At 75.2% G+C, this 24,541-nt stretch carries 23 protein-coding genes; 10 read left to right on the forward strand and 13 right to left on the reverse strand.

Annotation, left to right across the window (positions count from 1 at the left end; translation table 11 throughout):
* Positions 1 to 20: 20 nt before the first annotated feature.
* From DMP15_RS12875 to DMP15_RS12885, 3 genes are read right to left on the reverse strand one after another with little or no spacing between them, the layout of a single operon-like run.
* On the reverse strand, positions 21 to 758 hold the full coding sequence (locus DMP15_RS12875; protein ID WP_073574161.1) for a DUF4191 domain-containing protein: 738 nt from the start codon (positions 756 to 758) through the stop codon (positions 21 to 23).
* Between the two features lie 45 nt (positions 759 to 803).
* The gene (lipA, locus tag DMP15_RS12880; RefSeq protein ID WP_062395976.1) at positions 804 to 1,808 is read right to left on the reverse strand and encodes a lipoyl synthase; all 1,005 of its coding nucleotides are present in this window, start codon (positions 1,806 to 1,808) and stop codon (positions 804 to 806) included.
* Positions 1,805 to 2,725, reverse strand: a complete 921-nt coding sequence (locus tag DMP15_RS12885) for an SDR family NAD(P)-dependent oxidoreductase (RefSeq protein ID WP_179762420.1) — start codon at positions 2,723 to 2,725, stop codon at positions 1,805 to 1,807. Before DMP15_RS12885 ends, lipA begins: the two co-directional genes overlap by 4 nt.
* Before the next feature lie 85 nt (positions 2,726 to 2,810).
* Between DMP15_RS12885 and DMP15_RS12890 the strand changes: the two genes are divergently transcribed.
* Positions 2,811 to 3,743 (forward strand): LLM class F420-dependent oxidoreductase, encoded by a 933-nt coding sequence (locus DMP15_RS12890; RefSeq protein WP_161151949.1) that lies wholly within the window; start codon positions 2,811 to 2,813, stop codon positions 3,741 to 3,743.
* Positions 3,744 to 3,762: 19 nt separating this feature from the next.
* Here the strand turns inward: DMP15_RS12890 and lipB are convergent, their stop codons facing one another.
* The 5 genes from lipB to lpdA all read right to left on the reverse strand — a co-directional run bounded on the left by lipB (position 3,763) and on the right by lpdA (position 10,041).
* Positions 3,763 to 4,485, reverse strand: a complete 723-nt coding sequence (gene lipB / locus DMP15_RS12895) for a lipoyl(octanoyl) transferase LipB (RefSeq protein ID WP_100878055.1) — start codon at positions 4,483 to 4,485, stop codon at positions 3,763 to 3,765.
* Between the two features lie 10 nt (positions 4,486 to 4,495).
* Positions 4,496 to 5,761 carry an NAD(P)/FAD-dependent oxidoreductase gene (locus tag DMP15_RS12900; protein WP_161151950.1) on the reverse strand — a complete coding sequence of 422 codons (1,266 nt, stop codon included), beginning with the start codon at positions 5,759 to 5,761 and terminating at the stop codon, positions 4,496 to 4,498.
* The gene (locus DMP15_RS12905; protein ID WP_073574156.1) at positions 5,758 to 6,648 is read right to left on the reverse strand and encodes a TIGR01777 family oxidoreductase; all 891 of its coding nucleotides are present in this window, start codon (positions 6,646 to 6,648) and stop codon (positions 5,758 to 5,760) included. Before DMP15_RS12905 ends, DMP15_RS12900 begins: the two co-directional genes overlap by 4 nt.
* A gap of 139 nt (positions 6,649 to 6,787) precedes the next feature.
* Positions 6,788 to 8,596: a 2-oxoglutarate dehydrogenase, E2 component, dihydrolipoamide succinyltransferase gene (gene sucB / locus DMP15_RS12910; protein ID WP_161151951.1), complete on the reverse strand. Its 1,809-nt coding sequence runs from the start codon at positions 8,594 to 8,596 to the stop codon at positions 6,788 to 6,790.
* Between the two features lie 53 nt (positions 8,597 to 8,649).
* Positions 8,650 to 10,041 carry a dihydrolipoyl dehydrogenase gene (lpdA, locus tag DMP15_RS12915; protein ID WP_073574154.1) on the reverse strand — a complete coding sequence of 464 codons (1,392 nt, stop codon included), beginning with the start codon at positions 10,039 to 10,041 and terminating at the stop codon, positions 8,650 to 8,652.
* A 369-nt stretch (positions 10,042 to 10,410) separates the two neighbouring features.
* Here lpdA and DMP15_RS12920 point away from each other — a divergent pair, with 369 nt between their 5' ends.
* Entirely contained in the window at positions 10,411 to 10,650 is a 240-nt protein-coding gene (locus DMP15_RS12920; protein ID WP_237453788.1) for a hypothetical protein, read from the forward strand.
* A gap of 9 nt (positions 10,651 to 10,659) precedes the next feature.
* Here DMP15_RS12920 and DMP15_RS12925 read toward each other — a convergent pair whose 3' ends face one another.
* Positions 10,660 to 11,508: an SDR family NAD(P)-dependent oxidoreductase gene (locus DMP15_RS12925; protein WP_337825931.1), complete on the reverse strand. Its 849-nt coding sequence runs from the start codon at positions 11,506 to 11,508 to the stop codon at positions 10,660 to 10,662.
* Between the two features lie 80 nt (positions 11,509 to 11,588).
* On the opposite strand from DMP15_RS12925, the gene DMP15_RS12930 reads away from it, so the two are divergent.
* Positions 11,589 to 12,161 carry a hypothetical protein gene (locus DMP15_RS12930; RefSeq protein ID WP_217266848.1) on the forward strand — a complete coding sequence of 191 codons (573 nt, stop codon included), beginning with the start codon at positions 11,589 to 11,591 and terminating at the stop codon, positions 12,159 to 12,161.
* A 7-nt stretch (positions 12,162 to 12,168) separates the two neighbouring features.
* On the opposite strand, the gene DMP15_RS12935 is transcribed toward DMP15_RS12930, so the two are convergent.
* Positions 12,169 to 13,677, reverse strand: a complete 1,509-nt coding sequence (locus DMP15_RS12935; protein ID WP_435827780.1) for a leucyl aminopeptidase — start codon at positions 13,675 to 13,677, stop codon at positions 12,169 to 12,171.
* Between the two features lie 216 nt (positions 13,678 to 13,893).
* Between DMP15_RS12935 and DMP15_RS12940 the strand changes: the two genes are divergently transcribed.
* From DMP15_RS12940 to DMP15_RS12950, 3 genes are all read left to right on the forward strand, one after another.
* Positions 13,894 to 15,252: an amino acid permease gene (locus DMP15_RS12940; RefSeq protein ID WP_179762424.1), complete on the forward strand. Its 1,359-nt coding sequence runs from the start codon at positions 13,894 to 13,896 to the stop codon at positions 15,250 to 15,252.
* Positions 15,253 to 15,271: 19 nt separating this feature from the next.
* Positions 15,272 to 16,399, forward strand: coding sequence for a glycine cleavage system aminomethyltransferase GcvT (gene gcvT, locus DMP15_RS12945; RefSeq protein ID WP_179762425.1), 1,128 nt, complete (start codon positions 15,272 to 15,274; stop codon positions 16,397 to 16,399).
* A gap of 62 nt (positions 16,400 to 16,461) precedes the next feature.
* The gene (locus DMP15_RS12950) at positions 16,462 to 17,583 is read left to right on the forward strand and encodes a branched-chain amino acid aminotransferase (protein ID WP_073574149.1); all 1,122 of its coding nucleotides are present in this window, start codon (positions 16,462 to 16,464) and stop codon (positions 17,581 to 17,583) included.
* A gap of 120 nt (positions 17,584 to 17,703) precedes the next feature.
* Here DMP15_RS12950 and DMP15_RS12955 read toward each other — a convergent pair whose 3' ends face one another.
* Both DMP15_RS12955 and DMP15_RS12960 read right to left on the reverse strand, forming a co-directional pair.
* Positions 17,704 to 18,531 (reverse strand): adenosylcobinamide-GDP ribazoletransferase, encoded by an 828-nt coding sequence (locus DMP15_RS12955; RefSeq protein WP_337825933.1) that lies wholly within the window; start codon positions 18,529 to 18,531, stop codon positions 17,704 to 17,706.
* The gene (locus DMP15_RS12960) at positions 18,528 to 20,483 is read right to left on the reverse strand and encodes a bifunctional adenosylcobinamide kinase/adenosylcobinamide-phosphate guanylyltransferase (RefSeq protein ID WP_337825934.1); all 1,956 of its coding nucleotides are present in this window, start codon (positions 20,481 to 20,483) and stop codon (positions 18,528 to 18,530) included. The genes DMP15_RS12955 and DMP15_RS12960 overlap by 4 nt, the downstream gene beginning before the upstream one ends.
* A 42-nt stretch (positions 20,484 to 20,525) precedes the next feature.
* On the opposite strand from DMP15_RS12960, the gene DMP15_RS12965 reads away from it, so the two are divergent.
* The gene (locus tag DMP15_RS12965) at positions 20,526 to 21,140 is read left to right on the forward strand and encodes a VOC family protein (protein WP_073574147.1); all 615 of its coding nucleotides are present in this window, start codon (positions 20,526 to 20,528) and stop codon (positions 21,138 to 21,140) included.
* Between the two features lie 24 nt (positions 21,141 to 21,164).
* Here DMP15_RS12965 and DMP15_RS12970 read toward each other — a convergent pair whose 3' ends face one another.
* On the reverse strand, positions 21,165 to 21,830 hold the full coding sequence (locus tag DMP15_RS12970; RefSeq protein ID WP_073574146.1) for a DUF3043 domain-containing protein: 666 nt from the start codon (positions 21,828 to 21,830) through the stop codon (positions 21,165 to 21,167).
* A 38-nt stretch (positions 21,831 to 21,868) separates the two neighbouring features.
* On the opposite strand from DMP15_RS12970, the gene DMP15_RS12975 reads away from it, so the two are divergent.
* The 3 genes from DMP15_RS12975 to DMP15_RS12985 all read left to right on the forward strand — a co-directional run bounded on the left by DMP15_RS12975 (position 21,869) and on the right by DMP15_RS12985 (position 24,541).
* A complete protein-coding gene (locus tag DMP15_RS12975) occupies positions 21,869 to 22,984 on the forward strand; it encodes a glycerate kinase family protein (RefSeq protein ID WP_337825935.1) in 1,116 nt (371 codons plus the stop codon).
* A gap of 125 nt (positions 22,985 to 23,109) precedes the next feature.
* The gene (locus DMP15_RS12980) at positions 23,110 to 23,481 is read left to right on the forward strand and encodes a HesB/IscA family protein (protein WP_062395963.1); all 372 of its coding nucleotides are present in this window, start codon (positions 23,110 to 23,112) and stop codon (positions 23,479 to 23,481) included.
* 124 nt (positions 23,482 to 23,605) lie between these two features.
* The gene (locus DMP15_RS12985; protein WP_100880531.1) at positions 23,606 to 24,541 is read left to right on the forward strand and encodes a carbohydrate kinase family protein; all 936 of its coding nucleotides are present in this window, start codon (positions 23,606 to 23,608) and stop codon (positions 24,539 to 24,541) included.

Raw genomic sequence — 24,541 nt, forward strand, 5'->3', positions numbered from 1 at the left:
CCGCCCGGTCGGCGGCGGGGTCAGCGGCGGCGGACGGTGCGCTGGATGCTGCGCATCTTGGCGCCCTGGGGCATCGGCCCCTTGGGCATCGCGGCCGAGCGGCTGCCGAGGGCGTTGAGCTTGCCCTCCAGGGAGTCCATCTCGGCGGCGGAGATGTTGCGGGGCAGCTTCATGAGGTGGCGCTGCAGGCCCTTGAGCGGGACCTGGCCCTCCTCGTTGCCCACGATCACGTCGTAGATCGGGGTGCTGCCGGCGACCCGCGCGGTGCGCTTCTTCTCCTGTGCGAGCAGGGTCTTCACCCGGTGCGGGGCCCCCTCGGCGACGAAGATGATCCCGGGCCGCCCGATGACCCGGTGCACCGCGTCGAGGTGGGTGGTGCCCGCGATGCCCTGGGTGATCCGCCACTGCCCACGCATGTTGTCCAGCGCCCAGCCCGCGGCGCCCGGCTGCCCGTCGGCCTTCACGTAGATCGACCTCTGGACGCGGCGACCGAAGATGCTGAACGCGGCCAGCGCGCCGATCAGGATGCCGAAGGGCACGAAGAACCAGACCAGGCCCAGCAGCCACCCGATGAGCGTGACGACCACGATCGACCCGACGAACACGCCGATCATGATCGGGAGGAGCTTGGAGTCCTCCTTGCGCTGCATCTGGAACGCCTGCCAGATCTGCTGGCGACGCTGCTTCGACGCGGCCTTCTTCTGGGCCTTGAGCGCCTTCTTCTCTTCGGGCGAGGGCTTACGGGGCTTGCCGGGCATGTGACCAGCCTACTTCCGACCGGTGATCGACGGTGCGAGGAGGTCTCAGCCGCGTGCCAACAGGGAGCTGGCCTCCTGCGCGGCCGGGCCGGAGTCGGCCAGGTGCGCCAGGGCGGGGGAGAGCTCCTCGCCGCGGTGGGCCACGGTCTGGGCGTAGAGCCGGCCGGCCCGGTAGGACGAGCGCACCAGCGGCCCGGCCATCACCCCGGCGAAACCGATCTGCTCGGCGGCCGTCGAGTGCTCGACGAACTCCTCGGGCTTGACCCAGCGCTCCACCGGGTGGTGGCGCTTGGTCGGGCGCAGGTACTGGGTGATCGTGATGATCTCGCAGCCTGCGTCGTGCAGGTCCTGCAGCGCGGAGGTGACCTCGTCGGGGGTCTCGCCCATGCCGAGGATCAGGTTCGACTTGGTGACCAGACCGAACTCGCGGGCCTTGGTGATGACCTCCAGCGACCGGTCGTAGCGGAACGCCGGGCGGATCCGCTTGAAGATCCGCGGGACGGTCTCGAGGTTGTGCGCGAACACCTCGGGGCGCGACTCGAAGACCGGGGTCAGCTGGTCGTCGATCGAGTTGAAGTCCGGGGCGAGCAGCTCGACGCCGGTGCCCGGGTTCAGCTCGTGGATCTTGCGGACGGTCTCGGCGTAGAGCCAGGAGCCGCCGTCGTCGAGGTCGTCGCGCGCGACGCCGGTGACGGTGGAGTAGCGCAGCCCCATCTGCTGCACCGACTCCGCCACCCGGCGCGGCTCGTCGGTGTCCAGGTCGGCCGGCTTGCCGGTGTCGATCTGGCAGAAGTCGCAGCGACGGGTGCACTGCTCCCCACCGATGAGGAACGTCGCCTCCCGGTCCTCCCAGCACTCGTAGATGTTGGGGCAACCGGCCTCCTCGCACACCGTGTGCAGGCCGCCCGACCGGACGAGACCCTTCAGTTCGGTGTACTGCGGACCGGTCTTGGCGCGGGTGCGGATCCAGGACGGCTTGCGCTCGATCGGGGTCTCGCTGTTGCGGACCTCGAGGCGGAGGAGCTTGCGGCCTTCGGGTGCGATGGTCACGCGTCCAGCCTACGCCCGGGGTCCGGTGTGATGCCGGTCGCGGCGGCCGTGACCTGCCACAACCTGCCCGCGAGCACCGGGTCCTGCGCGGCCGCCGAGCGCCGTGCCGGACCGGCAGGGCCGCGGGTCTCCCCGAGCCCGGTGGGGCCCAGGTAGTCGCCGCCGTGGACCGGCCCCGTCGCCGCGGCGAGCTGCGGCCCGACACCCTCGGACACCGGCGAGGTGAGCCAGCGCTCCCACGGGGCGAACAGCCGCGCCTGTAGCGTCGCGCCCCGCCGGAAGGAGTTCGCGAGCAGCGACGACTCGGTCATCCCCGGGTGCGCAGCCACCGAGAGCACCGGGTCCCCGGACAGCCGCAGCCGCCGGTCCAGCTCCGCGGCGAACAGCAGGTTCGCCAGTTTCGACGCGCCGTAGGCCGCGTTCGGGGACCAGCGCCGGCGCCGCCACCCCAGGTCGTCGGGGTCGAGCCGGCCGGTGCGGTGGCCGAGGCTGGACGTCGTGACGACCCGCGAGGGCCGCTCCGGGTCGCCGGCGGCCCGCAGCGCGGGCATCAGCAGCCAGGTCAGAGCGGCCGGCCCGAGGTGGTTGGTGCCGATCTGCAGCTCGAAACCGTCCGCGGTGTCCGCACGCGGGCCCATCGCGACGCCCGCGTTGTTGACGAGCACGTCCACCCGGTCCCCGGTGCGCTCCCGGATCTCCGCCGCCGCGGCCCGCACCGAGCCGAGGTCGGCGAGGTCCAGCAGCACCAGCTCACCACCGGCCCCGCGCACCGCGGCGCGGCCGCGGGTCACGTCGCGGGCGGTCATCAGCACCCGGGCCCCGGCCCGGGCCAACGCGGTGGACAGCGCGAGACCGAGCCCGGAGGTCGTGCCGGTGACGACGACGGTCCGGCCGGTCTGGTCGGGGAGCGGGTGCACGACGCGACCGTAGCGAGCGGTCCCCCGCGGCCGCCGCCGGTGGTCGGGCGGCGCGGGCGGGCCGGTGCGGCTAGCGTCGCGACCCGTGGACTTCCGGATCTTCACCGAGCCCCAGCAGGGCGCCCGCTACACCGACCTCCTGCGGGTCGCCCGCACCACGCAGGACGCCGGCTACGACGCGTTCTTCCGCTCCGACCACTTCCTCGTGATGGGCGACGGCAGCGGCGTCCCCGGCCCGACCGATGCGTGGGTGACCCTCGCCGCGCTCGGCCGCGAGACCGAGCGCATCCGGCTCGGCACCCTGGTCACCAGCGCGACGTTCCGGCTGCCCGGGCCGCTCGCCGTCGCCGTCGCGCAGGCCGACGACATGTCCGGCGGCCGCGTCGAGGTCGGGCTCGGCTCGGGCTGGTTCGAGGCCGAGCACCGGGCGCTCGGCATCCCGTTCCCGCCGCTGGCCGAGCGCTTCGAGATCCTCACCGAGCAGCTGGAGATCCTCACCGGGCTGTGGGCGACCCCGCTCGGCGGGCGCTTCACCCACCAGGGACGGCACTACACCGTCACCGACTCCCCGGCGCTGCCGCGCCCGGTGCAGGACGCGCCGCCGGTGATCGTCGGCGGGATGGGGAAAAGGAAGACCCCGGCGCTGGCCGCCCGGTTCGCCACCGAGTTCAACGTGCCGTTCCAGCAGCCCGAGGCCGTCGCCGCGCAGTTCGGCCGGGTTCGCGACGCGTGCACCGCCGCCGGGCGCGACCCGGGCTCGCTCACGTACTCGGTGGCGCAGATGCTGTGCCTGGGCAAGGACGACTCGGAGGTCGACCGCCGCGCGGCCGCGGTGGGCCGCGACGCCGCCGAGGTCCGCGCGAGCAGCCTCGCCGGCACCCCCGGCGAGATCGTCGACCGGCTCGGCCGATGGGCCGAGGTCACCGGCACGACCCGGGTCTACCTGCAGGTCCTCGACCTGTCCGACCTCGCCCACATCGAGGACTTCGCCGCGACGGTGGTGCCCCAGCTCGCCTGAGGCACCCGGGGCCGGGGGATCAGCCCAGGCCGGACATCAGGTCGACCTGACGGACGACCGGGTGCTCGGCCACCGGCAGCCGGCCGTCGAGCGCGTCCAGCACGGCGGCGGCCGCCGGGCCGGCGACCTCGTCGACGGTCACCTCCCGGTCCAGCTCCGCGGTCAGGGTGGTGACGCCGGCGTCGGCGATCCCGCACGGCACGATCTTCCCGAAGTCGCCCAGGTCGGCGTCGCAGTTGATCGCGAATCCGTGCTGGGTGACCCCGCCGGCGATCCGGACGCCGATCGCGGCGACCTTCCGCTCGGGGGTGAAGCCCTGCGCGGGCAGCCAGACGCCGGAGCGCCCCTCGACCCGGCCCGCGCTCGTCACGCCGAGATCGTGACAGACCCGGATGAGGGCCTCCTCCAGGCGGCGGACGTAGTCCACGACGTCCATCGGCTCACCGAGGGCGACGATCGGGTAGCCGACGAGCTGCCCCGGCCCGTGCCAGGTGATGCGCCCGCCGCGGTCGACGTCGACGACCGGGGTGCCGTCGGTGGGCCGGTCCTCCGGCCGGGTGCGCCGCCCCGCGGTGTAGACGGGCGGGTGCTCCAGCAGCATCAGCACGTCCGGCCCGCCGTCCTTGCGGGCCTCGGCGTGCGCCTTCTGGGTGTCCCACGCCGCCTGGTACTCCACGCGCCCGAGCCGGTCGACCCGGACGTCGTCGGTTCCGGCGCGGCAGGACAGATGCGGTGCGGGCATGGCGGCGAGCTTACGCCGCACCCAGCCGGGCGAGGACGGCCTGCGCGGCCCGGCGGCCGCTGACCAGCGCCCCCTGGGTGGACGGGGTGTCGCGGTGGTCGCCCGCGACGAACAGGTTCTCGCCGAGGTCGACGTCGCGGCGCACCGGGCGCCCCGCCTCGAACAGCGGCAGCGCCTCGTCGACCTGCGCGGTGTGCAGGTGCGCCCAGTCGTCGGTGCCGACACCCCAGATCCGGGCCAGCTCACGGCGCACCGCGGGCTCGTCGGCCCCGGTGGACCCCGGGGTCCCGACGATCGAGGACGCCACCAGCGGGCGCCCGTCGGCGGAGTAGCCGGGCGCGGCCGCGGTCATCACCATCGTGTTGACGACCGGCCCGCCGGTGCCGTCCAGGTGCAGCAGCGGGGAGGCCGTCGGGGCCTGCGGCGGGACGTGGAAGAACGTGGTCAGCGCGTTCATCCGCGGCTCGGCGACCCCGGGGAGCAGCGCGGCGGCCGTCCTCGGGTCCGCCGCGACGACGACCGCCCGTGCGGACAGGGTGCCGTCGTCGGTGTCCAGGGCGGGGGCGGGCCCGCCGCGCACGGCGTGCACCCGCGTCCCGAGCGTCACGGTGCCCTCGGGCAGGGCCGCGGCCAGCCGCCGGGGCAGCGCCTCCATGCCGTCGTCGGGCACGACGATCGTGCCGAGGGCGAAGCTGCGCCACACCAGCCGCACGAACGCGGCCGAGGTCTCCAGCGCGGTCTCGGCGAGCACGCCGGACAGGAAGGGGCGCAGGAACCGGTCGGTGACCGCGCCGCCGAGCCCGGCGGCGTCGAGGTCGCGGGCGGCGGAGGAGCCGACCAGCGTCGCGGTCCGCGACGGCGGCGAGGCCAGCACCTTCGCCGTCCACGCGACGAGCTTGGCCTTCTCGATCGGGCCGAACAGGTCGTCCAGCGCGGTGGCCGGGGCGGATGCGGGGCGGCGCAGCGGGTTGACGAAGCGGTGCAGTGCGCCGTCGCCGGCCCGGATGGCGGCACCGGGCTCGAAGGGCCGCGCGGCCAGGGTGTCGAGCCCGTGCGGGGCGAGCGCGGCGTGCAGCGCAGGGTAGGAGGTGTTGAGCACCTGGAACCCGCGGTCGCAGCGGAACCCGTCGACGACGTCGGTCGCCATCCGCCCGCCGACCCGGTCGGCGGACTCCAGCACGCGCACGGTCAGCCCGTGCCGGTGCAGCACGGTGGCCGCGCGCAGGCCGGACAGGCCCGCCCCGACCACCAGGACGTCGACGTCGGACGGGGTCATGACCCGACCGCGGCCGAGAGCGCGTCGCCGACGGTGTGGTGGCGGAACTGGAACCCGGCCTCGAGCAGCGCCGCAGGCACCGCCCGCTGGCCGCCGAGCAGCATCTCGCGGCCCATCTCGCCGAGCACGGTGGAGACCACCGGGCCGGGCACCGGGAACGGCGCGGGCCGCCCGACCGCCGCGGCCATCTCCTTGGTGAACTCGGCGTTGGTGACCGGCACCGGGCCGGTCACGTTCGCCGGTCCGGACAGCGCCTCGGTCTCGACGGCGAACCGGATCGCCGCGACCTGGTCGTCGAGGGAGACCCACGGCATGAACTGGGTGCCCCTGCCGATCCGCCCGCCGAGGAACCCCTTGAACAGCGGGCGCAGCATCGCGAGCAGCCCACCGGAGGGGGACAGGACCAGGCCGGTGCGGACGAGCACCACCCGGGCGCCGGCGTCCACGGCGGGAGCGGCGGCGGCCTCCCAGTCCCGGCACACGTCGGCGAGGAACCCCGAGCCCGACGGCGCGGACTCGTCGACGACGACCTGGCCGGTGTCGCCGTAGTAGCCGACGGCCGAGCCGCTGACCAGCACCGGGACCTTGTGCCGGGCCACGGCCTCGGCGAGGACGTCGGTCGGGACGTTGCGCGAGTCGCGGATCAGCTGCTTGCGGGCGCCGGTCCACGGCCGGTCGGCGATGCCGGCGCCGTTGAGGTTCACCACCGCGTCGACGCCGTCGAGGGTGCCGTCCTGGACGGTGCCGGCGGGCGGGTCCCAGCCGCGCTCGTCAGGGGCGGCGGGGGTGCGCCGCACCAGGCGCAGCACCTCGTGCCCCGCGCCCCGCAGATGGGCGACCAGGGCTGTTCCGATCAGTCCGGACGAACCGGCCACGACGACTCGCACGGCCGCGATCCTTCCCGGTCCCGGGCGGACGCGCGAGCCGGACATGCCGCGAGCATCGTCACCCGCCCACCCGGACCGGTGACGACGGCGGCCCGCCCCGGGGGAACCGGGACGGGCCGCCGTGTGTCGCGGGGAGTGCCTACAGGCCGAGCTCGGCCTCGAAGGCACCCTCCTCCAGCCGGGCCTTGACCGCGGACAGGAAGCGGCCGGCGTCGGCGCCGTCGACCAGGCGGTGGTCGTAGGTCATCGGCAGGAAGCAGACCGAGCGGACGGCGATGACGTCGTCACCCTCGGGGCCGGTGACGACCTTCGGCTCCTTCGCGATCGCGCCGGTGCCCAGGATGGCGACCTGGGGCTGGTTGATGATCGGCGTGTCGAACAGCGCGCCCGCGGACCCGATGTTCGTGATCGTGAAGGTGCCGCCCGACAGCTCGTCCGGACCGATCTTGGAGTCGCGGGTGCGGGCCGCGACGTCGGCGATCTTCTTGGCGATCCCGGACAGCGACAGGTCGTCGGCGTCCTTGATCACCGGCACGAGCAGGCCGCGCGGTGTGTCCACGGCGATGCCCATGTGGACCGAGCCGTGGTAGGTGACCTGCTTGTTGTCCTCGGAGATCGAGGCGTTCAGCGACGGGAACGCCTTGAGCGCCTCGATGGTCGCCTTGGCGATGAACGCCAGGAAGGTGAGGTTGGCGCCCTCGCGACGCTTGAAGTCCTCCTTGACCCGGTTCCGCAGCTTGACGATGCGGGTGAGGTCGACCTCCTGGACGGTGGTCAGCTGCGCCGAGGTCGCGAGCGACTCGTTCATCCGCTGCGCGATGACCTGGCGCAGGCGCGGGAGCTTGACCGTGGTGCCCGGCTCCGGTGCGTTGTCCGCGCGGGTCGGGACGGCCTTCGGCTCCTGGGGCGCGCCGCCGGGGGCGGGCTGCGCCGCCGGGGCGGACGGCTTCTCCTGCGCCGGGGCCTTCGCCTGCTCGGCGGCGGCGAGGACGTCCTGCTTGCGGATGCGGCCGCCGACGCCGGAGCCGGTGACCGAGTCGAGGTCGACGCCGTGCTCCTGGGCCAGCTTGCGCACCAGCGGGGTCACGTAGGGCTTCTCGCCCGAACCCGAGCCCGAGCCGTTCGAGGAGGGCTCGATCCTCCCGGCGGGGGAGTCCTCGGAGCCGGCCGGGGCCTTCTCCTGCTTCTCCTCGGCCTTGGGGTGCTCGGCCTTCGGCTCCGGCTTCGGCTCGGCCTTCGGAGCCTCCTTCTTCGGCTCCTCCTCCTTCTTCTCCGGAGCCTTCTCCTGCTTCGGCGCCTCGTCCTGCGCCGGGGCGGCGGAGCCGTCGCCGACCAGCGCGAGCTGCGCGCCGACCTCGACGGTCTCGTCCTCGGCGACGGTGTGCTCGAGCACGGTGCCCGCGACCGGCGAGGGGATCTCGGTGTCGACCTTGTCGGTGGAGACCTCGAGCAGCGGCTCGTCGACCTCGACGGCGTCGCCGACCTGCTTGAGCCAGCGGGTCACGGTGCCCTCGGTGACCGACTCGCCGAGCTCGGGCATCGTGACCGGCGTGCCGGAGCCCCCACCGGACGACGAGCCACCGGAGGACGGCTCCGGGGCCTCCTCCTCTGCCTGCTCCGGCTCCGGCTCGGGCTCCGCCTCGGACTCCGCGGGCTCCTCGGCCTTCCCGGAGGAGTCGGAGTCGGACGAACCGGCGTCGTCGGCCTCGTCGGCGTCGCCGATGACGGCGAGCTCGCCGCCGACCTCGACCGTGTCGTCCTCGCCCGCGATGATGCGCTTCAGGACGCCCGCGGCGGGCGACGGGATCTCCGTGTCGACCTTGTCGGTCGAGACCTCGAGCAACGGCTCGTCGACCTCGACGGTGTCGCCCTCGGCCTTGAGCCAGCGGGTGACGGTGCCCTCGGTGACACTCTCGCCCAGGGCGGGCATCTCAACGGTGACGGCCATGTCGGGTGGAGCTCCTCTTGTTCCGCGTGGGTGTTCGGGTTGTGGGGCCGGGATCAGCCGTGGGTGTGCAGCGGTCTCCCGGCCAGGGCGAGGTGGGCCTCTCCGAGGGCCTCGCTCTGTGTGGGGTGGGCGTGGATCAGGGCGGCGACGTCGGTGGGCAGAGCCTCCCAGTTGTAGACCAGTTGTGCCTCCCCGACGAGCTCCCCGATCCGGGAGCCCACCATGTGCACGCCGAGGACGCGTCCGCCCTGTCCGGCGGGCCCCTGGGCGACGAGCTTGACCGCGCCGGAGGTCTGCAGGATCTGCGACTTCCCGTTGCCGGCCAGGTCGTAGGTCAGGGTGTGCACCTCGCCGTGGAGGTCCCGCGCGGCCTGCTCGGTCAGCCCGACCGAGGCGACCTCGGGGTCGCAGTAGGTGACGCGCGGGATGCCGTCGTCGGTGACGGGGCGGGGTGCGAGCCCCGCGACGTCCTCGGCGACGAAGATCCCGTGGGCGAAGCCGCGGTGGGCGAGCTGCAGGCCGGGGGTGACGTCCCCGACGGCGTACACGCCGTCGAGATTCGTGCGCAGCCGCTCGTCGACGGTCACGACGCCGCCGTCCATCGCGACGCCGGCCTCGGCGAAGCCGTGACCGGTGGTGTTGGGGCCGCGGCCGACCGCGACCAGCAGCAGGTCGGCCTCGATCTCCTCACCGGACTCCAGCGACACGGTGACGGTGTCGCCGCTGCGGGTCGCCTTCGCGAACCGCACCCCGGTGCGGGTGGTGATCCGGCGCCGCCGGAACGCCCGGGCCAGCTGGGTGGAGCAGAACTCGTCCTCGTTCGGCACGAGCCGCGGCAGCGCCTCGACGATCGTGACCTCGGCCCCGAACGAGCGCCACACGCTGGCGAACTCGACGCCGATCACGCCGCCGCCGAGCACGACGACCCGGCGCGGGGCCTCGTCGAGGGAGATCGCGGCGTCGGAGGTGACGACGCGGTCGTCCAGCTCCAGGCCGGGCAGTGACCGGGCGTAGGAGCCGGTGGCGAGCACGACGTGGCGGCCGGTGATGCGCTCGTCGCCGACCCGGACGGTGCCGGGGCCCTCCAGGGTACCGGCACCGGGCACCACGGTGATCCCGCGCGAGGCGACCAGGCCCTGCAGGCCCTTGTACAGCCGGGAGACCACGCCGTCCTTGTAGGCGTTCACCCCGGCCATGTCGACGCCGTCGAACGTGGAACGGATACCGACCTGCGCGCCGTCGCGGGCGTGGTCGGCCACCTCGGCCGCGTGCAGCAGCGCCTTGGTGGGGATGCAGCCGCGATGCAGACAGGTGCCGCCGAGCTTGTCCTTCTCGACCAGGACCACCGACAGGCCCAGCTCCGCGGCCCGCAGCGCGCAGGCGTAGCCGCCGGAGCCGCCGCCCAGGATCACCAGGTCGGCGGAACGAGCGTCCGGGTCGGACACCGATCAGCTCCCTCCGGGGGTCACCGCCGGTGGACCGGCTCCGCCGGACGGGACCCCGCTACGCGGCGCCCATCTTGTCATCCGGCCGCGACTGCGCCAGTGGGGTGTCGGGAGCAAATCCGTGATCCCGTTCGTTGGGCACTCGGAGCTACCGTGTCCGGTTCGTAGGGGTGCGACCGGATCGACGAGAGGACGACGCGCATGGGTCTGCTCGACCTGTTCCGGTCACGTGGACCGTCGGGCCCCAGGTCCGGCCGGGGATCCGGCTCCGGCGGGAGGCGTGGCGCATACGCGGAGGGGGAGGCCCACCTGCGTGAGTGGTCGGCCGCCCGGATCGGGGTCGAGGCCTTCGTCGAACCGCGCACGACCGTGACGGAGACGACGGTGGTCTTCGTCGCCCACGACGGCGAGTGGACCCGCAGGCGGGTCGCGAACCCGAACGCGGCGAAGAAGCTGGCCCGCTCGCTGCAGATGCCGATCTACGACGTGCAGCTCGTCGGGTACCCGAACCGGATGCGCGAGCACGACGCCCGCGACCGCGCCCTGCGCAAGCGCGAGCGCCAGGAGCGGATGCTGCGCGAGCTGCGGGCCAAGGACCGCGACGCCTGACCCGTCCGGTCAGGGGCGCAGCGAGCGGGCGCGCCGCTCGCCGAGCGCCCGCATCGCGGGCTCCAGGCGCAGCGCGGGTCCGGGGGCCAGCGCGGTGAGGCGCAGCAGCGCACCCCGCCAGGCGGGAAGCGTCCGGTAGACCCGGCCGGTGCCGAACATCCCGACCAGCGCCGTCGCGACCTGTTCGGGGGTGACCAGCACCCCGGACCGCACGAGCGCCTGGCCCTGGCCGCCGGGCGTCATCGAGCGCAGCAGCTCGGTGTTCACCCCGTCCGGGCAGACCGCGTGCACCCCGATGCCCTCCCGGCGCACCTCCGAGGCCAGCGCGGACACCATCGACAGGGCGCCCGCCTTCGACGCCGCGTACACCGACAGGCCCGGAACCGGGCCGAGGCCGGACAGCGACACGGTCACACCGATCTCGCCGCCCCGGGCGGTCCCCGCCGCCGCCTGCTCGCGGAACGCGGCCACCGCGGCCCGGGCACCCCAGATCGGGCCCAGCAGGTTGACCTCGACCAGAGCGCGGGCGCGGGCCTCGGCGATGTCGGTGACGGTGCCGTCGAAGCCGACGCCGGCGTTGCTCACCCAGGCGCCCAGCGGCGCGAGCTCGCGGGCCCGGGCCACCGCCACCGCGGACGCGGCCGGGTCGGTGACGTCGCAGGCGGTGCCGGCGGCCGCCCCGATCCGGGTCGCGGTGGCCTGCGCCGCGGCCTCGTCGAGATCGGTGACCAGCACCCGGTAGCCGCGCCCGACGAGCTCGCGGGCGATCTGCTCGCCGATGCCGCGGGCCGCGCCGGTGACCACCGCGGAACGGGGGGCGTGCGCGGGGACCTCGTGTCGACGACGCTGCCGGCTCATGGGCGGCAGTATGCCCTACCCGTGGGTAACCCCCGGTCCGGTGTCGCCGCCCGGATCCGGTCCGGCCAGACTCGGGCCCCGTGACGGCCGCGATGCACCTGCCCCGCTTCCTCGTCCGCCAGCGGATCACCCTCGGCGTGAACCGCTACGACGTGCACGCCGCGAACCCCGACGGCAGCGCGGGCGCGCTCATGGCGTTCGCGCAGCAGAAGCGGTTCGCCTTCAAGGAGCAGGTGACCTTCTGGTCCGACGACAGCCGCTCCCGCGCGGTGTTCTCCTTCCGCGCCCGCCAGCGTCTCGACGTCCGCGCCGAGCACGACGTCCTCGACGAGCACGGCCGGGTGATCGGAACCTTCGGCAAGAGGTTCGGGGCGAGTCTGCTGCGCTCGACCTGGACGCTGACCGCGCCGGGCGTCGCCGCGACCGGGCGCGAGCGCAGCCTCGGCGTCGCCCTGCTGCGCCGGGTGGCCGAGAACCTGCCGCTGCCGTACCACTTCGACGTCACCGAGGACTCCGGCGGCTCGCTGCTGATGAGCAGCGACCGGCGGTGGTCGCTGCGCGACTCCTACGACGTCTCCGTCCCGGACCCGCGCATCGACTTCCGCCTGGCCGCCGCCTTCGCCGTCGCGCTGGACGCGTTGCAGGACCGCTGAACCGGGGTCAGCCGTTCGCCGCCACGTCCTCCAGGAACGCGAGCAGGGTGCGCACCGGCACCCCCGTGCCGCCCTTGGTGGTGTAGCCGCGCGGCCCGCCGGTGTTGAACGACGGCCCGGCGATGTCGATGTGCGCCCACGGCAGCCCGGCGGGTACGAACTCCTTGAGGAACGTGCCGGCCAGCAGCATCCCGGCGAACCGCTGCCCGCTGACGTTGCTGATGTCGGCCACCCGCGAGTCCAGCTCGCCGCGCAGGTACTCCGGCAGCGGCATCGCCCAGGCGTCCTCGCCGACGGCGGTGCCGTGCGCGGCGACCCGGTCGCGCAGCTCGTCCGACCCCATCACCCCGGCGGTGCGCATGCCGAGCGCGACGAGCTGGGCGCCGGTCAGCGTCGAGGTCTCCACCAGGTAGTCGGGGTCGTCCTGGGCGGCACGGACGATCGCGTCGGCGAGGATCAACCGTCCCTCGGCGTCGGTGTTGAGCACCTCGACGGTGGTCCCGCCGAACATGGTCAGCACGTCGCCGGGCTTGTACGCCGTCGACGACGGCATGTTCTCCGCCATCGGTACGGTCGCGGTCACCGTGACCGGCAGCTCCAGCTTCGCGGCGAGCACGACGGTCGCGACGACCGCGGCCGCCCCGCCCATGTCCGAGGTCATGTCGGCCATGCCGGCGTTGGGCTTGAGCGAGATGCCGCCGGTGTCGAAGGTGATGCCCTTGCCGACGAGCGCGACCCGCTTCGACGCGGCCGGGCCGCCGTTCCAGGTCAGGCGCACCAGCCGGGGCGGGTTCGCCGACCCCTTCCCGACGCCGGTGACGCCGCCGTAGCCGTTCTCCCGCAGCCCGGCGTCGTCGAGGACCTCGGTGACCAGCCCGGCGCGCTCGCCCAGCGCCACCGCGTGCGCCGCGAAGGTCTCCGGGACCAGCACGTTCGGCGCGGTGTTGACCAGGTCCCGGGCGGTGACGACGGCCTCGGCGACGAGCGTCGCCCGCCGCACGGCCGCGTCGTCGGCGCCGGTGAACGACCAGCTGCCGACCGGGGCGGCCGCGGCGTCGGTGGAGGTCCGGTGCCGGTCGAAGCGGTGGCCGCCGAGGACGGCGCCGACGACCGCGGCCTCGGCGTCGAGGGCGGACAGCGTGCTCAGCACCGAGCCGGTCCCGGCCAGCGTGCGGGCGGCGGCACCGGCGGCGCGGCGGACCGCCTCGGACGCCTTCGGTCCCTCGGCGGGGCGGCCCAGACCGACCGCGACCAGCCGCGGCGCGGACAGCGCGCCGCGGGTCGGCAGCGACACGACCTGCTCGGCCTTCCCGGTCGCGCCGACGGTGGTGAGCAGCTCCAGCAGCTCCCCGGAGAACGCCGTGTCGACGCCGGCGGCGCCCGCGGCCAGCGCCGGGCCGGTGCCGTCGGCGGCGTCGGCCGCGGGGGCGTGCAGACCGACCACGACGGCGTCGACGACCGCCTCCGGCTCGGCACCGCTGTGTGCGGCGGTCTGCGGGAGAGTCGGGACGTCGATCGGCACGGGTGGCACTCCTCGGGGTCGGACGGGAACGGTGGGTATCGGACGAGTGGCTCCAGATCGCCCGATCTCACCCTGCGTGGCCGGTGCACGCGTCCCGTCCGCCGGGTGGGTGGGGAGCCGGGTGGCGGGCAGGACGACGAGACCGGACCGAGATGGTAATGACACCCCCGCGGCGCCGCGCGGCACAGGGGTGGATGGGAAGGTGAACGGGTGCCCCGCCCCCCGTACCGGATCCCGACCGTGACCGCGGTCGTCGTCGCCCTCTCGGCGACGTTCGGTACCGGGCTGTACGCCGCGCTCGGCCCGGCGGCCGCGTCGGCGGGCACCTGGTTCCCGCTCGGGGTGCTCCTCGCCGCGCTGCTCGCGCTCGGCGTGGTCGGCTCGACCGCGCACCTGTCGCTCGCCCGCCCGGCCGGTCCGGAGCTGGCCCGCGGTGACCTGCCCGCCCCCGCACTACGGCTCGGGGCGGTCGCGCGGGTGACCTCGCGGGCCGCCGCCGGATCGGCCGCGGCGCTGGTGTTCGGCGCCTACGTGCTGCCCACCCAGCCGGTCACGATCGCGGTGGTGGCGGTGCTCGCCGTCGTCGCGGTGAACGCCTTCGGGGTGCGGATCTCGCCCGGTGCGGCGCGCGGGCTGGTGGTGGGCACGCTGCTCGCCCTGACCGTCGCGATCGTGGTGGGGCTGCGGTCGGACGGGCCGCACGCGGTGCTGTCCTCGGCGATGCCCGCCGCAGCCACCGGAGCCGGCATCGCCGGCGACGGCGCCGGGACGCCCGACGACCCGGCCGTCGCCACGCTGCAGGCCGCGATCGAGCCGGGCCCGCTCGGCGTGCTCGCCGCCGCCGGGTTCGTGTTCCTCGCCTTCACCGGGCTGTCCCGCGTCGCCGAGCTCGGGGGCAGCCTGCGGGACCCGGTGCGGGCGATCCGCCGGGCCCCCGCACTCGCCGTCGTGATCACGACGGTGCTGCTGCTCCTGCTGTCGGCGGCCCTGCTGCGCGGGCTCGGTGCGTCCGGGCTGGCGTCGGCGTCGGCCCCGCTGGCCGCGCTGATGGACACCAGCAGCAGCGCCCAGGTGGGGGTGCTGGTGCGGGTCGGTGCCGCCGCCGCGACGATCGCCGCACTGCTCGGGGCGCTGTCGCGGGCCGCGGCCGGCGCCGCCCGGCTGTCCCGCGAGGGGGAGCTGCCCGCGTTCCTGGGCCGGGGCGGGTCCCGCGGCACGCCGTGGGTGGCCGACCTGACGCTGGGGGTGCTCACCCTGGCGATGACCCTGCTGCTGTCCGCGACGACCGCGATCGTCGTCACGGTCGTCGCGGCCCTGGTCCACCACGCCGTGCTGCACGCCGCGGTGCTCCGCCTGCCGGGACGCCCGGTGCGGGCGGCGGTCGTCGCCGTCGCCGGTGGGGTGGGGTGCCTGGCCGTCGCCGCGTCGATGCCGCCGTGGCCGCTGGTCGCGACGGCCGGGGCGCTCGCCGCGGGCTGGGTGCTGTGCGCCGTCACCGCGCGGTCCCGCTCCCGCGCGGCGGCCGAGGAACCCGTGCGCCGCAGCGATCCCGAGGAACAGGCGGCCTGAGGCCGATAGGGTCGCGGGCGTGACCGACGAGCTCCTGCCCAGCCCGCTGCACGACCGGCACGTCGCCCTCGACGCCACCCTCGGCGAGTTCGGGGGGTGGTCGATGCCGATCTCCTACCCGGGCGGCACCGTCGCCGAGCACACGTCGGTCCGCGAGGCGGCGGGCCTGTTCGACGTCAGCCACCTCGGCACCGTCCCGATCTCCGGGCCGGGCGCGGCCGCGCACCTGAACGCCTGCCTGACCAACGATCTCGGCCGCATCGGCCCGGGTCGCGCCCAGTACACCCTGGCCTGCGACGACCGCGGCGGCGTCGAGGACGACATGATCGTCTACCTGGCTGCGGACGACGACCTGCTGCTCGTCCCGAACGCCGCGAACTCCACCCGGATCGTCTCCGCGCTCGCCGCCGACGCCCCGCCCGGGGTCACGATCACCGACCGGCACCGCGAACTCGCCGTGCTCGCCGTCCAGGGGCCCCGCTCCGCCGAGGCCCTGAGCGCGGCGCTCGGTGCCGTGGGGGAGGGCGTCGCGGACCTGGACTACATGGCGTTCACCGACCTCGAGGGCGGTCTGAACGACGGCGGTGTGCGGATCTGCCGCACCGGCTACACCGGCGAGCTCGGCTACGAGGTCGTCCTCGCCGCGGAGGCCGCACCGGCGATGTGGGACGCCCTGCTCGACGCCGTCCGCGCGGTCGGCGGCGGACCGTGCGGTCTCGCGGCGCGCGACACCCTGCGCACCGAGATGGGCTACCCGCTGCACGGCCACGAGCTGTCCACCGAGATCAGCCCGGTCCAGGCCGGGAGCAGCTGGGCGGTCGGCTGGGACAAGCCGGCGTTCTGGGGCCGCGACGCCCTGCTCGCCGAGCGCGCGGCGGGCCCGGCGCGGCGCCTGCGCGCGCTGCGGGCGACCGGGCGGGGTGTCCCGCGGGCGGGCATGACCGTCCTCGACGGCGAGGGCGGCAGCCCCGTCGGCGTCGTCACCTCGGGGACGTTCTCCCCGACGCTGCGCACCGGCATCGCGCTGGCTCTGGTCGACACCGCGGGTGGGGTGGCCGTCGGCGACCCACTGGTGATCGACGTCCGGGGCCGCGCGCTGCCGGTGGAGGTCGTGAAGCCGCCCCTGGTGCCCTCCCACGTGCGGTGACCCGTCCGACGGTCGGGAATCCGACTGTCTGCCGGGTGGACGCCGGAGATACCGTTCGTGTCATGAGCGCGCCGAAGTTCTCCGTGACCCGCAACCCCGCCCCGGCGTCCCCGCAGCGGCGCGCCGACGTACTGGCCGCCCCCGGCTTCGGGCGGTACATGACCGACCACATGGTGACGATCCGGTGGACCGCCGGGACCGGCTGGCACGACCCGGCGGTCGTGCCCTACGGCCCGATGACGCTGGACCCGTCCTCGATGGTCCTCCACTACGGGCAGGAGATCTTCGAGGGGCTCAAGGCCTACCGCCAGCCCGACGGTTCGATCGCGTCGTTCCGGCCCGACGCCAACGCCGCCCGGTTCGCCGGCTCCGCGCGCCGGCTCGCGATGGCCGAGCTGCCCGAGGACCTCTTCCTCGCCTCGCTGTCCGAGCTCCTCGCGGTCGACTCCGAGTGGGTGCCCGAGGCCGGCGGCGAGGACTCGCTCTACCTGCGGCCCTTCATGATCGCGACCGAGGTCGGGCTGGGGGTGCGGCCGTCGTCGGAGTACCTGTACTCGGTCATCGCCTCGCCGGCCGGTCCGTACTTCGCCGGTGGGGTCAAGCCCATGGACGTGTGGCTGGAGACCGAGTACACGCGCGCCGCGCTCGGCGGCACCGGCACCGCCAAGTGCGGCGGGAACTACGCGGCGTCGCTGCTGCCGCAGGCGGTCGGCGCCCAGCACGGCTGCGCCCAGGTCGCCTACCTCGACGCCGAGGAGCGCCAGTGGATCGACGAGATGGGCTCGAACAACCTGTTCTTCGTCTTCCGCTCCGGCGACGGCTCGGTCGAGGTCGCGACGCCGGACCTGCGCGGCTCGGTGCTCGCCGGCATCACCCGGGACTCGCTGATCACGGTGGCGAAGGATCTCGGGATCTCGGTGGTCGAGCGCCGCATCTCCGGCCAGGAGTGGCTCGGTGGCGCCGCGAGCGGCGTGCTGACCGAGGTGTTCGGCTGCGGCACCGCCGCGGTGATCACCCCGATCGGGACGGTCAAGCACAGCGGCGGCGAGGTGACCGTCGGCAACGGTGAGCCCGGCCCGGTCACCCTGCAGCTGCGCGAGGCGCTGACCGCGATCCAGCGCGGCGCGGCCCCCGACCCGCACGGCTGGATGCACACCCTGGTGCCGGCCTCCGCGTCGGTCTGAGCCGTCCCCACCGCATGATCACCGGTTGTGGAGTCCTGCGCCCGCCTCGCGGACGGAACGCTCCACAACCGGTGATCATGTGACCGCCTGCCGCGTGGACCGGCTCGATCAGGCGCCGGGTCACCCGGTGAGCGCGGCCGCCAGCACGACGAGGACGGCGGTCCCGCCCACCTCGCAGGCCGCTCCCAGCACGTCACCGCTCATCCCGCCGAACCGGCGCCGGGTGTGGCGGGCCAGCCCCACCACCAGCAGCGCCGCGAGCAGCACCGCCCCCAGCACGGCCGCCGTCGTCACGACGGGGCCCGCCGGTCCCGTCGCGGCGGCCAGCGCCACGGCGGCGGCCGCGGCCAGCCCGACCCACCACAGCGGCGCCACCCACACCGGCTGCGACCCGGCGACCGTCGCGCCCAGCCCGCCCGGGCGCGCAGCGGGCGTCCCGCGGCGCGCGACCCAGCAGAACCCGGCCCGCCCGGTCGCCGCGGCCAGCGCGCAGGCGACGAGCACGACCGCGGGCGGCGCGGACGCCAGCTGCGCGAGGGCGGCGGCGCGGGCGCCCAGCACTACCAGCAGCGTGACGACGGCGAACGGTCCGGCCCCGCCGTCGGCCATGATCCGCAGTGCCCGCTCCGGCGGGCCGTAGCTGCCCAGGCCGTCGGCGGTGTCGGCGATGCCGTCGACGTGCATCCCGCGCGTCGCGAGCGCACCCGCCCCGACCGTCAGCAGGCCCGCGACCAGCGGGGACACCCCGGCGGCGACCAATCCGGTGAGCAGCGCCCCGCCCGCTACTCCGAGCCCGGCGCCGACCAGCGGCGCCCAGCGCAGGGCGGCCGCGGCGACGCCGTCGGGCAGCGCGCCGTCGCCGGAGGTGCGGACCCGGGCGGGCACGACGGTCAGCCAGCTGACCGCCAGCGCGAGCCCTGCGAGGGGACCGGGCCGGGGTCCGCTCACCGGCCGGCGCCGGCCGGCGCCGTCACGTCACCCGGGACGACGCCGGTGTCGTGCGCGGTCCCGGTCTCGGCGAGCAGCCGCGCCGCGGCGACCAGCAGCGGCAGCGCCGTCACCGCGGCGGTGCCGTCCTCGGTGCGCACCGCCAGGTCCAGCAGCGGCACCAGCGACAGGTGCTCCAGGACGAGCGTCGCGGCCGGTTCGGTCGACGGCTGCGCGGCGACCCACCAGTCCTTCGCGCCGGGGGCCAGCTCGTCGGCGAGCAGGGCCGCCGCGCCGACGGCCAGACCGTCGAGCACCGCGGGCACCTTGCGCTCCGCGGCCCGGGCGAGGAACCCGGCGAGCACGATCAGGTCCGTGCCGCCGACGGTGCGCAGCAGCGCCAGCGGGTCGCGCAGGTGCGGACGGGCCCGGCGCAGCGCGTCACGGATCGCGACGGCCTTCCGCATCCAGGCGCGGTCGTCGATCCCCGAGGCCCGCCCCACGACCGCGACGGGCTCGGCCCCGGTCACGGCCGCGACGAGCGTCGCGGCGGGGGTCGTCACGCCGACGCCGAGCGTCGCCGGGATCAGCAGGTCCGCGCCGGCGTCGATCTCGGCGTCGGCCAGCCGCCGCCCGGTCAGCCACGCCGCGGTGGCGCGCTCACCGTCCAGGGCGTCCTCGCGGTCGATCCGGCCGGTGCCGTGCGCGACGAGCCAGCCCGGCTCGGCGCCCTCGGCCCCGGACACGAGCCCGACGTCGAGGACCCGCACGGTCGCCCCGGCGGCCCGCGCGGCGACGGTGACCGGCAGCCGTCCGGCCGCGGCGGCGGTGGCGCGCACCGCGGACACCTGCGGCGGGTAGGCCGAGACGCCGTTCCCGGCGATGCCGTGGTCGGCGGCGAGCAGCACCACCCGGGCGCGCACGGGCGCCTGCGGGGGACAGGTGCCCTGGCAGGACGCCAGCCACACGCCCAGCTCGCCGAGCCTGCCGAGCCCGCCGGTGGGCATGGCGAGCCCCTCGACCAGGGCGACGGCCGCACGGCGGCTGCGGGAGTCCGGCCGTCCGACGGTGACCGGGACGATCTCCACGTCGGACTCGGTGATCGAGGCGGGGGTCGTCGCGGCTCCGGCGACGGCGCCCGCGGCCGCCCCGGTCGCGGGGAGGACCGCACCCGGGACCCCGGCGGGGGTGCCCGCGACGTCGCCGTCGGGGTCGGCGACGTCGGTGCCGACGGGCCCGCCGGCTCCGGCAGCCGGGACACCGGTCCTCTCGGGAGTCGCGGACCCGGTGGCGGGGCCGGGTGCGCCTGCTCCCGCTGCGTCGAGCCCGGAGGCGGGGCCCGCCAGGACGGGACCGGCGTGTGTCCCCGCGGCCGACGCCGTGGGGCCGGGTGTCGGGGCGACACCGGCGCCCGGCTCGGTGACGGCGGGAGTCGGCAGGGTGAGCGCCCGCCCCGCCACCACCAGCACGACGTCGTCGCACACCCGCGCGACGGCGGCGTTCAGCTCACCCAGCCGGTCACGGAACAGCCGCCCGGCGCGGGTGTCCGGCACGACTCCCAGCCCCGTCTCGGCGGAGACCAGCACCAGCGGTCCCGGCGCGGCGGCCACCGCGGCGACCAGGCCGTCGACGGCGGCGTCGACCGTGGCGGGCACGACCGGGGCGTCCCAGGCGCCGGCATCGTCGAGGACCCCGGTCAGCCAGGTCGCCAGGTCGTCGACCAGCACCGGGCCGGGCCGGGCGAGTGCGGTCGCCAGCTCGGTGCCGCCGACCTCCTCGGTGGTCCAGTGGGCGGGACGCCGGGCGGCGTGCGCGGCGATGCGCGCGTCCCAGTCGGTGTCGCCGGGGATCCGCCGGCCGGTCGCGAGGTAGCGGACCGCCGCGTCGTCGCCGAGCAGTTCCTCGGCGTGCCGCGACTTGCCGGAGCGCGTGCCCCCGAGGACGAGCGTCCGCAGTTCGACGGGAGGAGTCACGCCGCACATCGTGTCCTACCGGTCCCCGGTAGCGTCGCGAAGGTGCTCGATCATCTGGTCCTGGCCACCCCCGACGTCGACGACACCGCCGCTGACCTGGCCGGACGTCATCTCCACACGCTCGAGGGCGGGCCGCACGTCGGTGTCGGCACCCGCAACCGGCTGGCCGGGATCGGGCCGGGCCGGTACCTGGAGGTCGTCGGCCCCGACCCCGCGCAGGACGAGCCGGGCGCACCGCGCCCGTTCCGGATCGACACCCTGACCGCACCCGCGCTGGTGACCTGGGCGGTGCGTGTCGACGACCTCGACGCCGCGCTCGACGCGGCCCGCGCCGCCGGGCACGACCCGGGACCCGCCCGGGACATGTCCCGTAGGCGCCCGGACGGCACGCTGCTCGCGTGGCGGCTCGCGTTCCCGCCCGACGACGCGGGTGGGGTGCTGCCGTTCCTCATCGACTGGGGCATCACCCGGCACCCGTCGTCCGACCTGCCGGTCCCGGCGAGCCTGCGCACGCTGCGCCTGACCCACCCCGAGCCGGAGCGGGTGACCGCACTGCTCGACGCGGTCGGTGCGGGTGGGGAGGCCGAGGTCGTCGCGGGGGAGACGCCGTCGCTGCAGGCCGTGCTGGACCTGCCCGGCGGGCCGCTCGTGCTCTGAGAGCAGGGGCCCGCCGGGACGGTGTCAGACCGTGTCGCCGCGCTTGACGCGCGGCTTGGGCACGCGCATGCGGCGCGGCTGGGTGGCGCGGGAGAACGCGTACCACCCGGTGCCGAGGCCCTTGATCTCCTCGTCGGGGAACTTCGCGCGGGCCTTCTTCAGGACCTGCATGCCCAGCAGCGTGCCCTCGACGACCATCACGATCAGCATCAGGAACGTGAACAGCGTGACGTACTGCTGGATCACCGGGTTCTGGATCAGCGCGGCGACCAGCACGAGCGCGGCCAGCGGCAGGAACAGCCCGATGACGTGCGGGCGCGAGTCGACGATGTCGCGCACGTACGCCCGCACCTTGCCGCGGTCGCGGGGGAGCAGCACGCGGTCGTCGCCGGCGTCCATCCGCTTGCGGCGCTCCAGTGCCTTCGCCCGGCGCTCGTCCTTCGACGGCCGGGTGGCGCGGGCCAGCTTCGCGGCCTCCCGCTGGGTGCGCGGCGGGGGCGGCGCGGGACCGCGCCGCCTGCCCTCGGCGTCACGGCGCTTCGGTGTCGCCCGGCCCTTGCCGGGGGTGGTGTGGGGACGCGAGCGGGTCGCGCCCTCGTCCTCCGTCTCCGCAGCGTCCGTGCCCGCCGGGGACTCGACGGCCGTCTGACCGGCCTGGTCGGAGCTCTCGGAGCGGCGCAGGAACCTCACAGGTGTCCACAATACGGGCCGCCGCTAGCCTGCCCCGCATGCGCATCGTGGTGGCTCCCGATTCCTTCGGCGGAACCCTCAGCGCACGGGAGGCGGCCGAGGCGATCGCCGCGGGCTGGCGGCGCGGCGTGCCGGGCGCCGACGTCGCGATCGTCCCCCTCGCCGACGGCGGCACCGGCTTCGCGGAGGTCCTGCACACCGCGCTCGGCGGGACCGTGCACGAGCTGGAGGTCACCGGTCCGCTCGGTGACCCGGTGACCGGGTCCTGGCTGCGCGTCGGCGACACGGCCTACCTGGAGTGCGCCTCGGCGTGCGGGCTGCACCACGTCCCGCGCGAGGACCGGGTCCCCGGGGTCGCCCGCACCGCGACGACGTCCGGGGTGGGGGAGCTGCTCGCCGCCGCCCGCGACGCCGGCGTCATGACCGCCGTCGTGGGGCTCGGCGGGTCCGCCACCACCGACGGCGGCGCCGGTCTGCTGGCCGCGCTCGGCGCCGTCCCCGTCGACGACGACGGCCTCCCGCTCCCGCCCGGCGGCGCGGCCCTGGACTGCTGTGCCCGTCTCGACGGGGCCCCCGACCTGGGTGGAATGACCCTGGTGGCGGCGAGCGACGTCGACAACCCCCTGCTCGGACCGCATGGCGCCGCCGCCGTGTTCGGTCCGCAGAAGGGCGCCGACGACGCCGCCGTCGCCGAGCTGGACGGCGCGCTGACCGTGTTCGCCGGGGTGCTCGCCGACCTGGCCGGGCGCGAGGTGCGCGACCGGCCCGCCGCGGGCGCCGCGGGTGGTCTCGGCGCCGCGCTGCTCGCCCTCGGCGCGCGCGTCGAGTCCGGAGCCGGACTGGTCCGCGATCTGGTCGGCCTCGACGCCGAGCTGGACGCCGCCGACCTGGCCGTCACGGGGGAGGGCAGCTTCGACTGGCAGTCGCTGCGCGGGAAGCTGATCACCGCCGTCGCGCGGGGTGCGGCCGACCGCGGGACGCCGTGCGTGGTGCTGGCCGGTCAGGTCAGTGTGGGCCGCCGGGAGGCCGCGGCGGCCGGGGTCGACGCGGCGTTCGGGGTGGCGGAGGAGTTCGGCCTGGAGGCCTCGATGGCGGACCCGGCCGGGACACTCGCCGACCTGGCGGAGCGTGTCGCACCGCGCTGGAGCCGGTGAGCCCCGTCACCCGTCCGTCGGCGATTCGCACGGTCTCCGCACGGATGCGGACCGGCCCGACGTCGTACTATGGATTCCGACGCCCGGTGGGAACAGGGCGGACCACGCACGTTGTTGGGAGAGTCATGACCGTTGACAACACCTTGGACGCGGGCGCGACCACGGAGCAGACGCACGGCGTGGAGCTGACCGACTCCGCTGCCGTCAAGGCGCGCACCCTGCTCGAGCAGGAGGGCCGCGACGACATGCACCTGCGCATCGCCGTGCAGCCCGGTGGCTGTGCCGGCTTGCGCTACCAGCTCTTCTTCGACGACCGGTCGCTCGACGGTGACCTCTTCCGTGACTTCCACGGTCTCAAGGTCGGCGTCGACCGGATGAGCGCCCCGTACCTGCAGGGCGCCACGATCGACTTCGTCGACACCATCGAGAAGCAGGGCTTCACGATCGACAACCCGAACGCGGGCGGCTCCTGCGCCTGTGGCGACAGCTTCAACTGACGTCGCACAGCAGCACCTCCGAAGGGCCCCGCCGGTGATCTCCGGCGGGGCCCTTCGCCGTGAGTGACGTAGGGTCCCCGGTGTGCCTATTGCCGTGACGGGTTCGATCGCCTCCGACAACCTCATGCATTTCCCGGGGAAGTTCTCCGAGCAGATCCTGGCCGACCAGCTGGACCGGATCTCGGTCAGCTTCCTGGTCGACGACCTGACGGTCCGCCGGGGCGGCGTGGCCGGCAACATCGCCTTCGCGCTCGGTGTGCTCGGCCAGAACCCGGTGCTGATCGGCGCCGTCGGTGCCGACTTCGCCGAGTACAAACAGGTCCTCGACGACCTGGGTGTCGACACCTCCGGGGTGCACACCCACGACGACGTCCACACCGCCCGCTTCGTCTGCACCACCGACGACGACATGCGCCAGATCGCGTCGTTCTACACCGGCGCCATGGCCAAGTCGAAGGAGATCGAGCTCGCCCCGATCGCCGAGCGCGTCGGCGGGTTCGACCTGGTGCTCATCGGTGCCAGCGACCCCGAGGCCATGCTGCGCCACACCGACGAGTGCCGCACCCAGGGCTACCCCTTCCTCGCCGACCCCTCCCAGCAGCTCGCCCGGATGGAGGGCCCCGAGGTCCGCCGCCTCATCGAGGGCGCGACGTACCTGGTCACCAACGACTACGAGTACGAGTTGCTGCTCAAGAAGACCGGCTGGAGCGCAGAGGAGGTCGACGCGAAGGTCGGCACCCGGATCACCACCTTCGGCGAGAAGGGCGCGGTGATCGTGGAGTCCGACGGCACCGAGACCCGCGTCGACGTCGTCGCGCCGACCGAGCAGGTCGACCCGACCGGTGTCGGCGACGCCTGGCGCGCCGGGTTCCTGACCGCCCTCGGCGGCGGCCTGTCGGTCGAGCGCTCGGCGCAGCTGGGAGCGCTCATCGCGACCTACGTGCTGGAGTCCGACGGCCCGCAGGAGTGGACCTGGGACCGCGACGCCGCGCTGACCCGCCTGGCCGACGCGTTCGGCGAGGCCGCGGCCGACGAGCTGCGCGCCGTCCTGCCCGCCTGA

The organism is Pseudonocardia sp. UM4_GMWB1, from assembly GCF_017312155.1.
GTDB classification, from domain to species: Bacteria; Actinomycetota; Actinomycetes; order Mycobacteriales; family Pseudonocardiaceae; genus Pseudonocardia; species Pseudonocardia alni.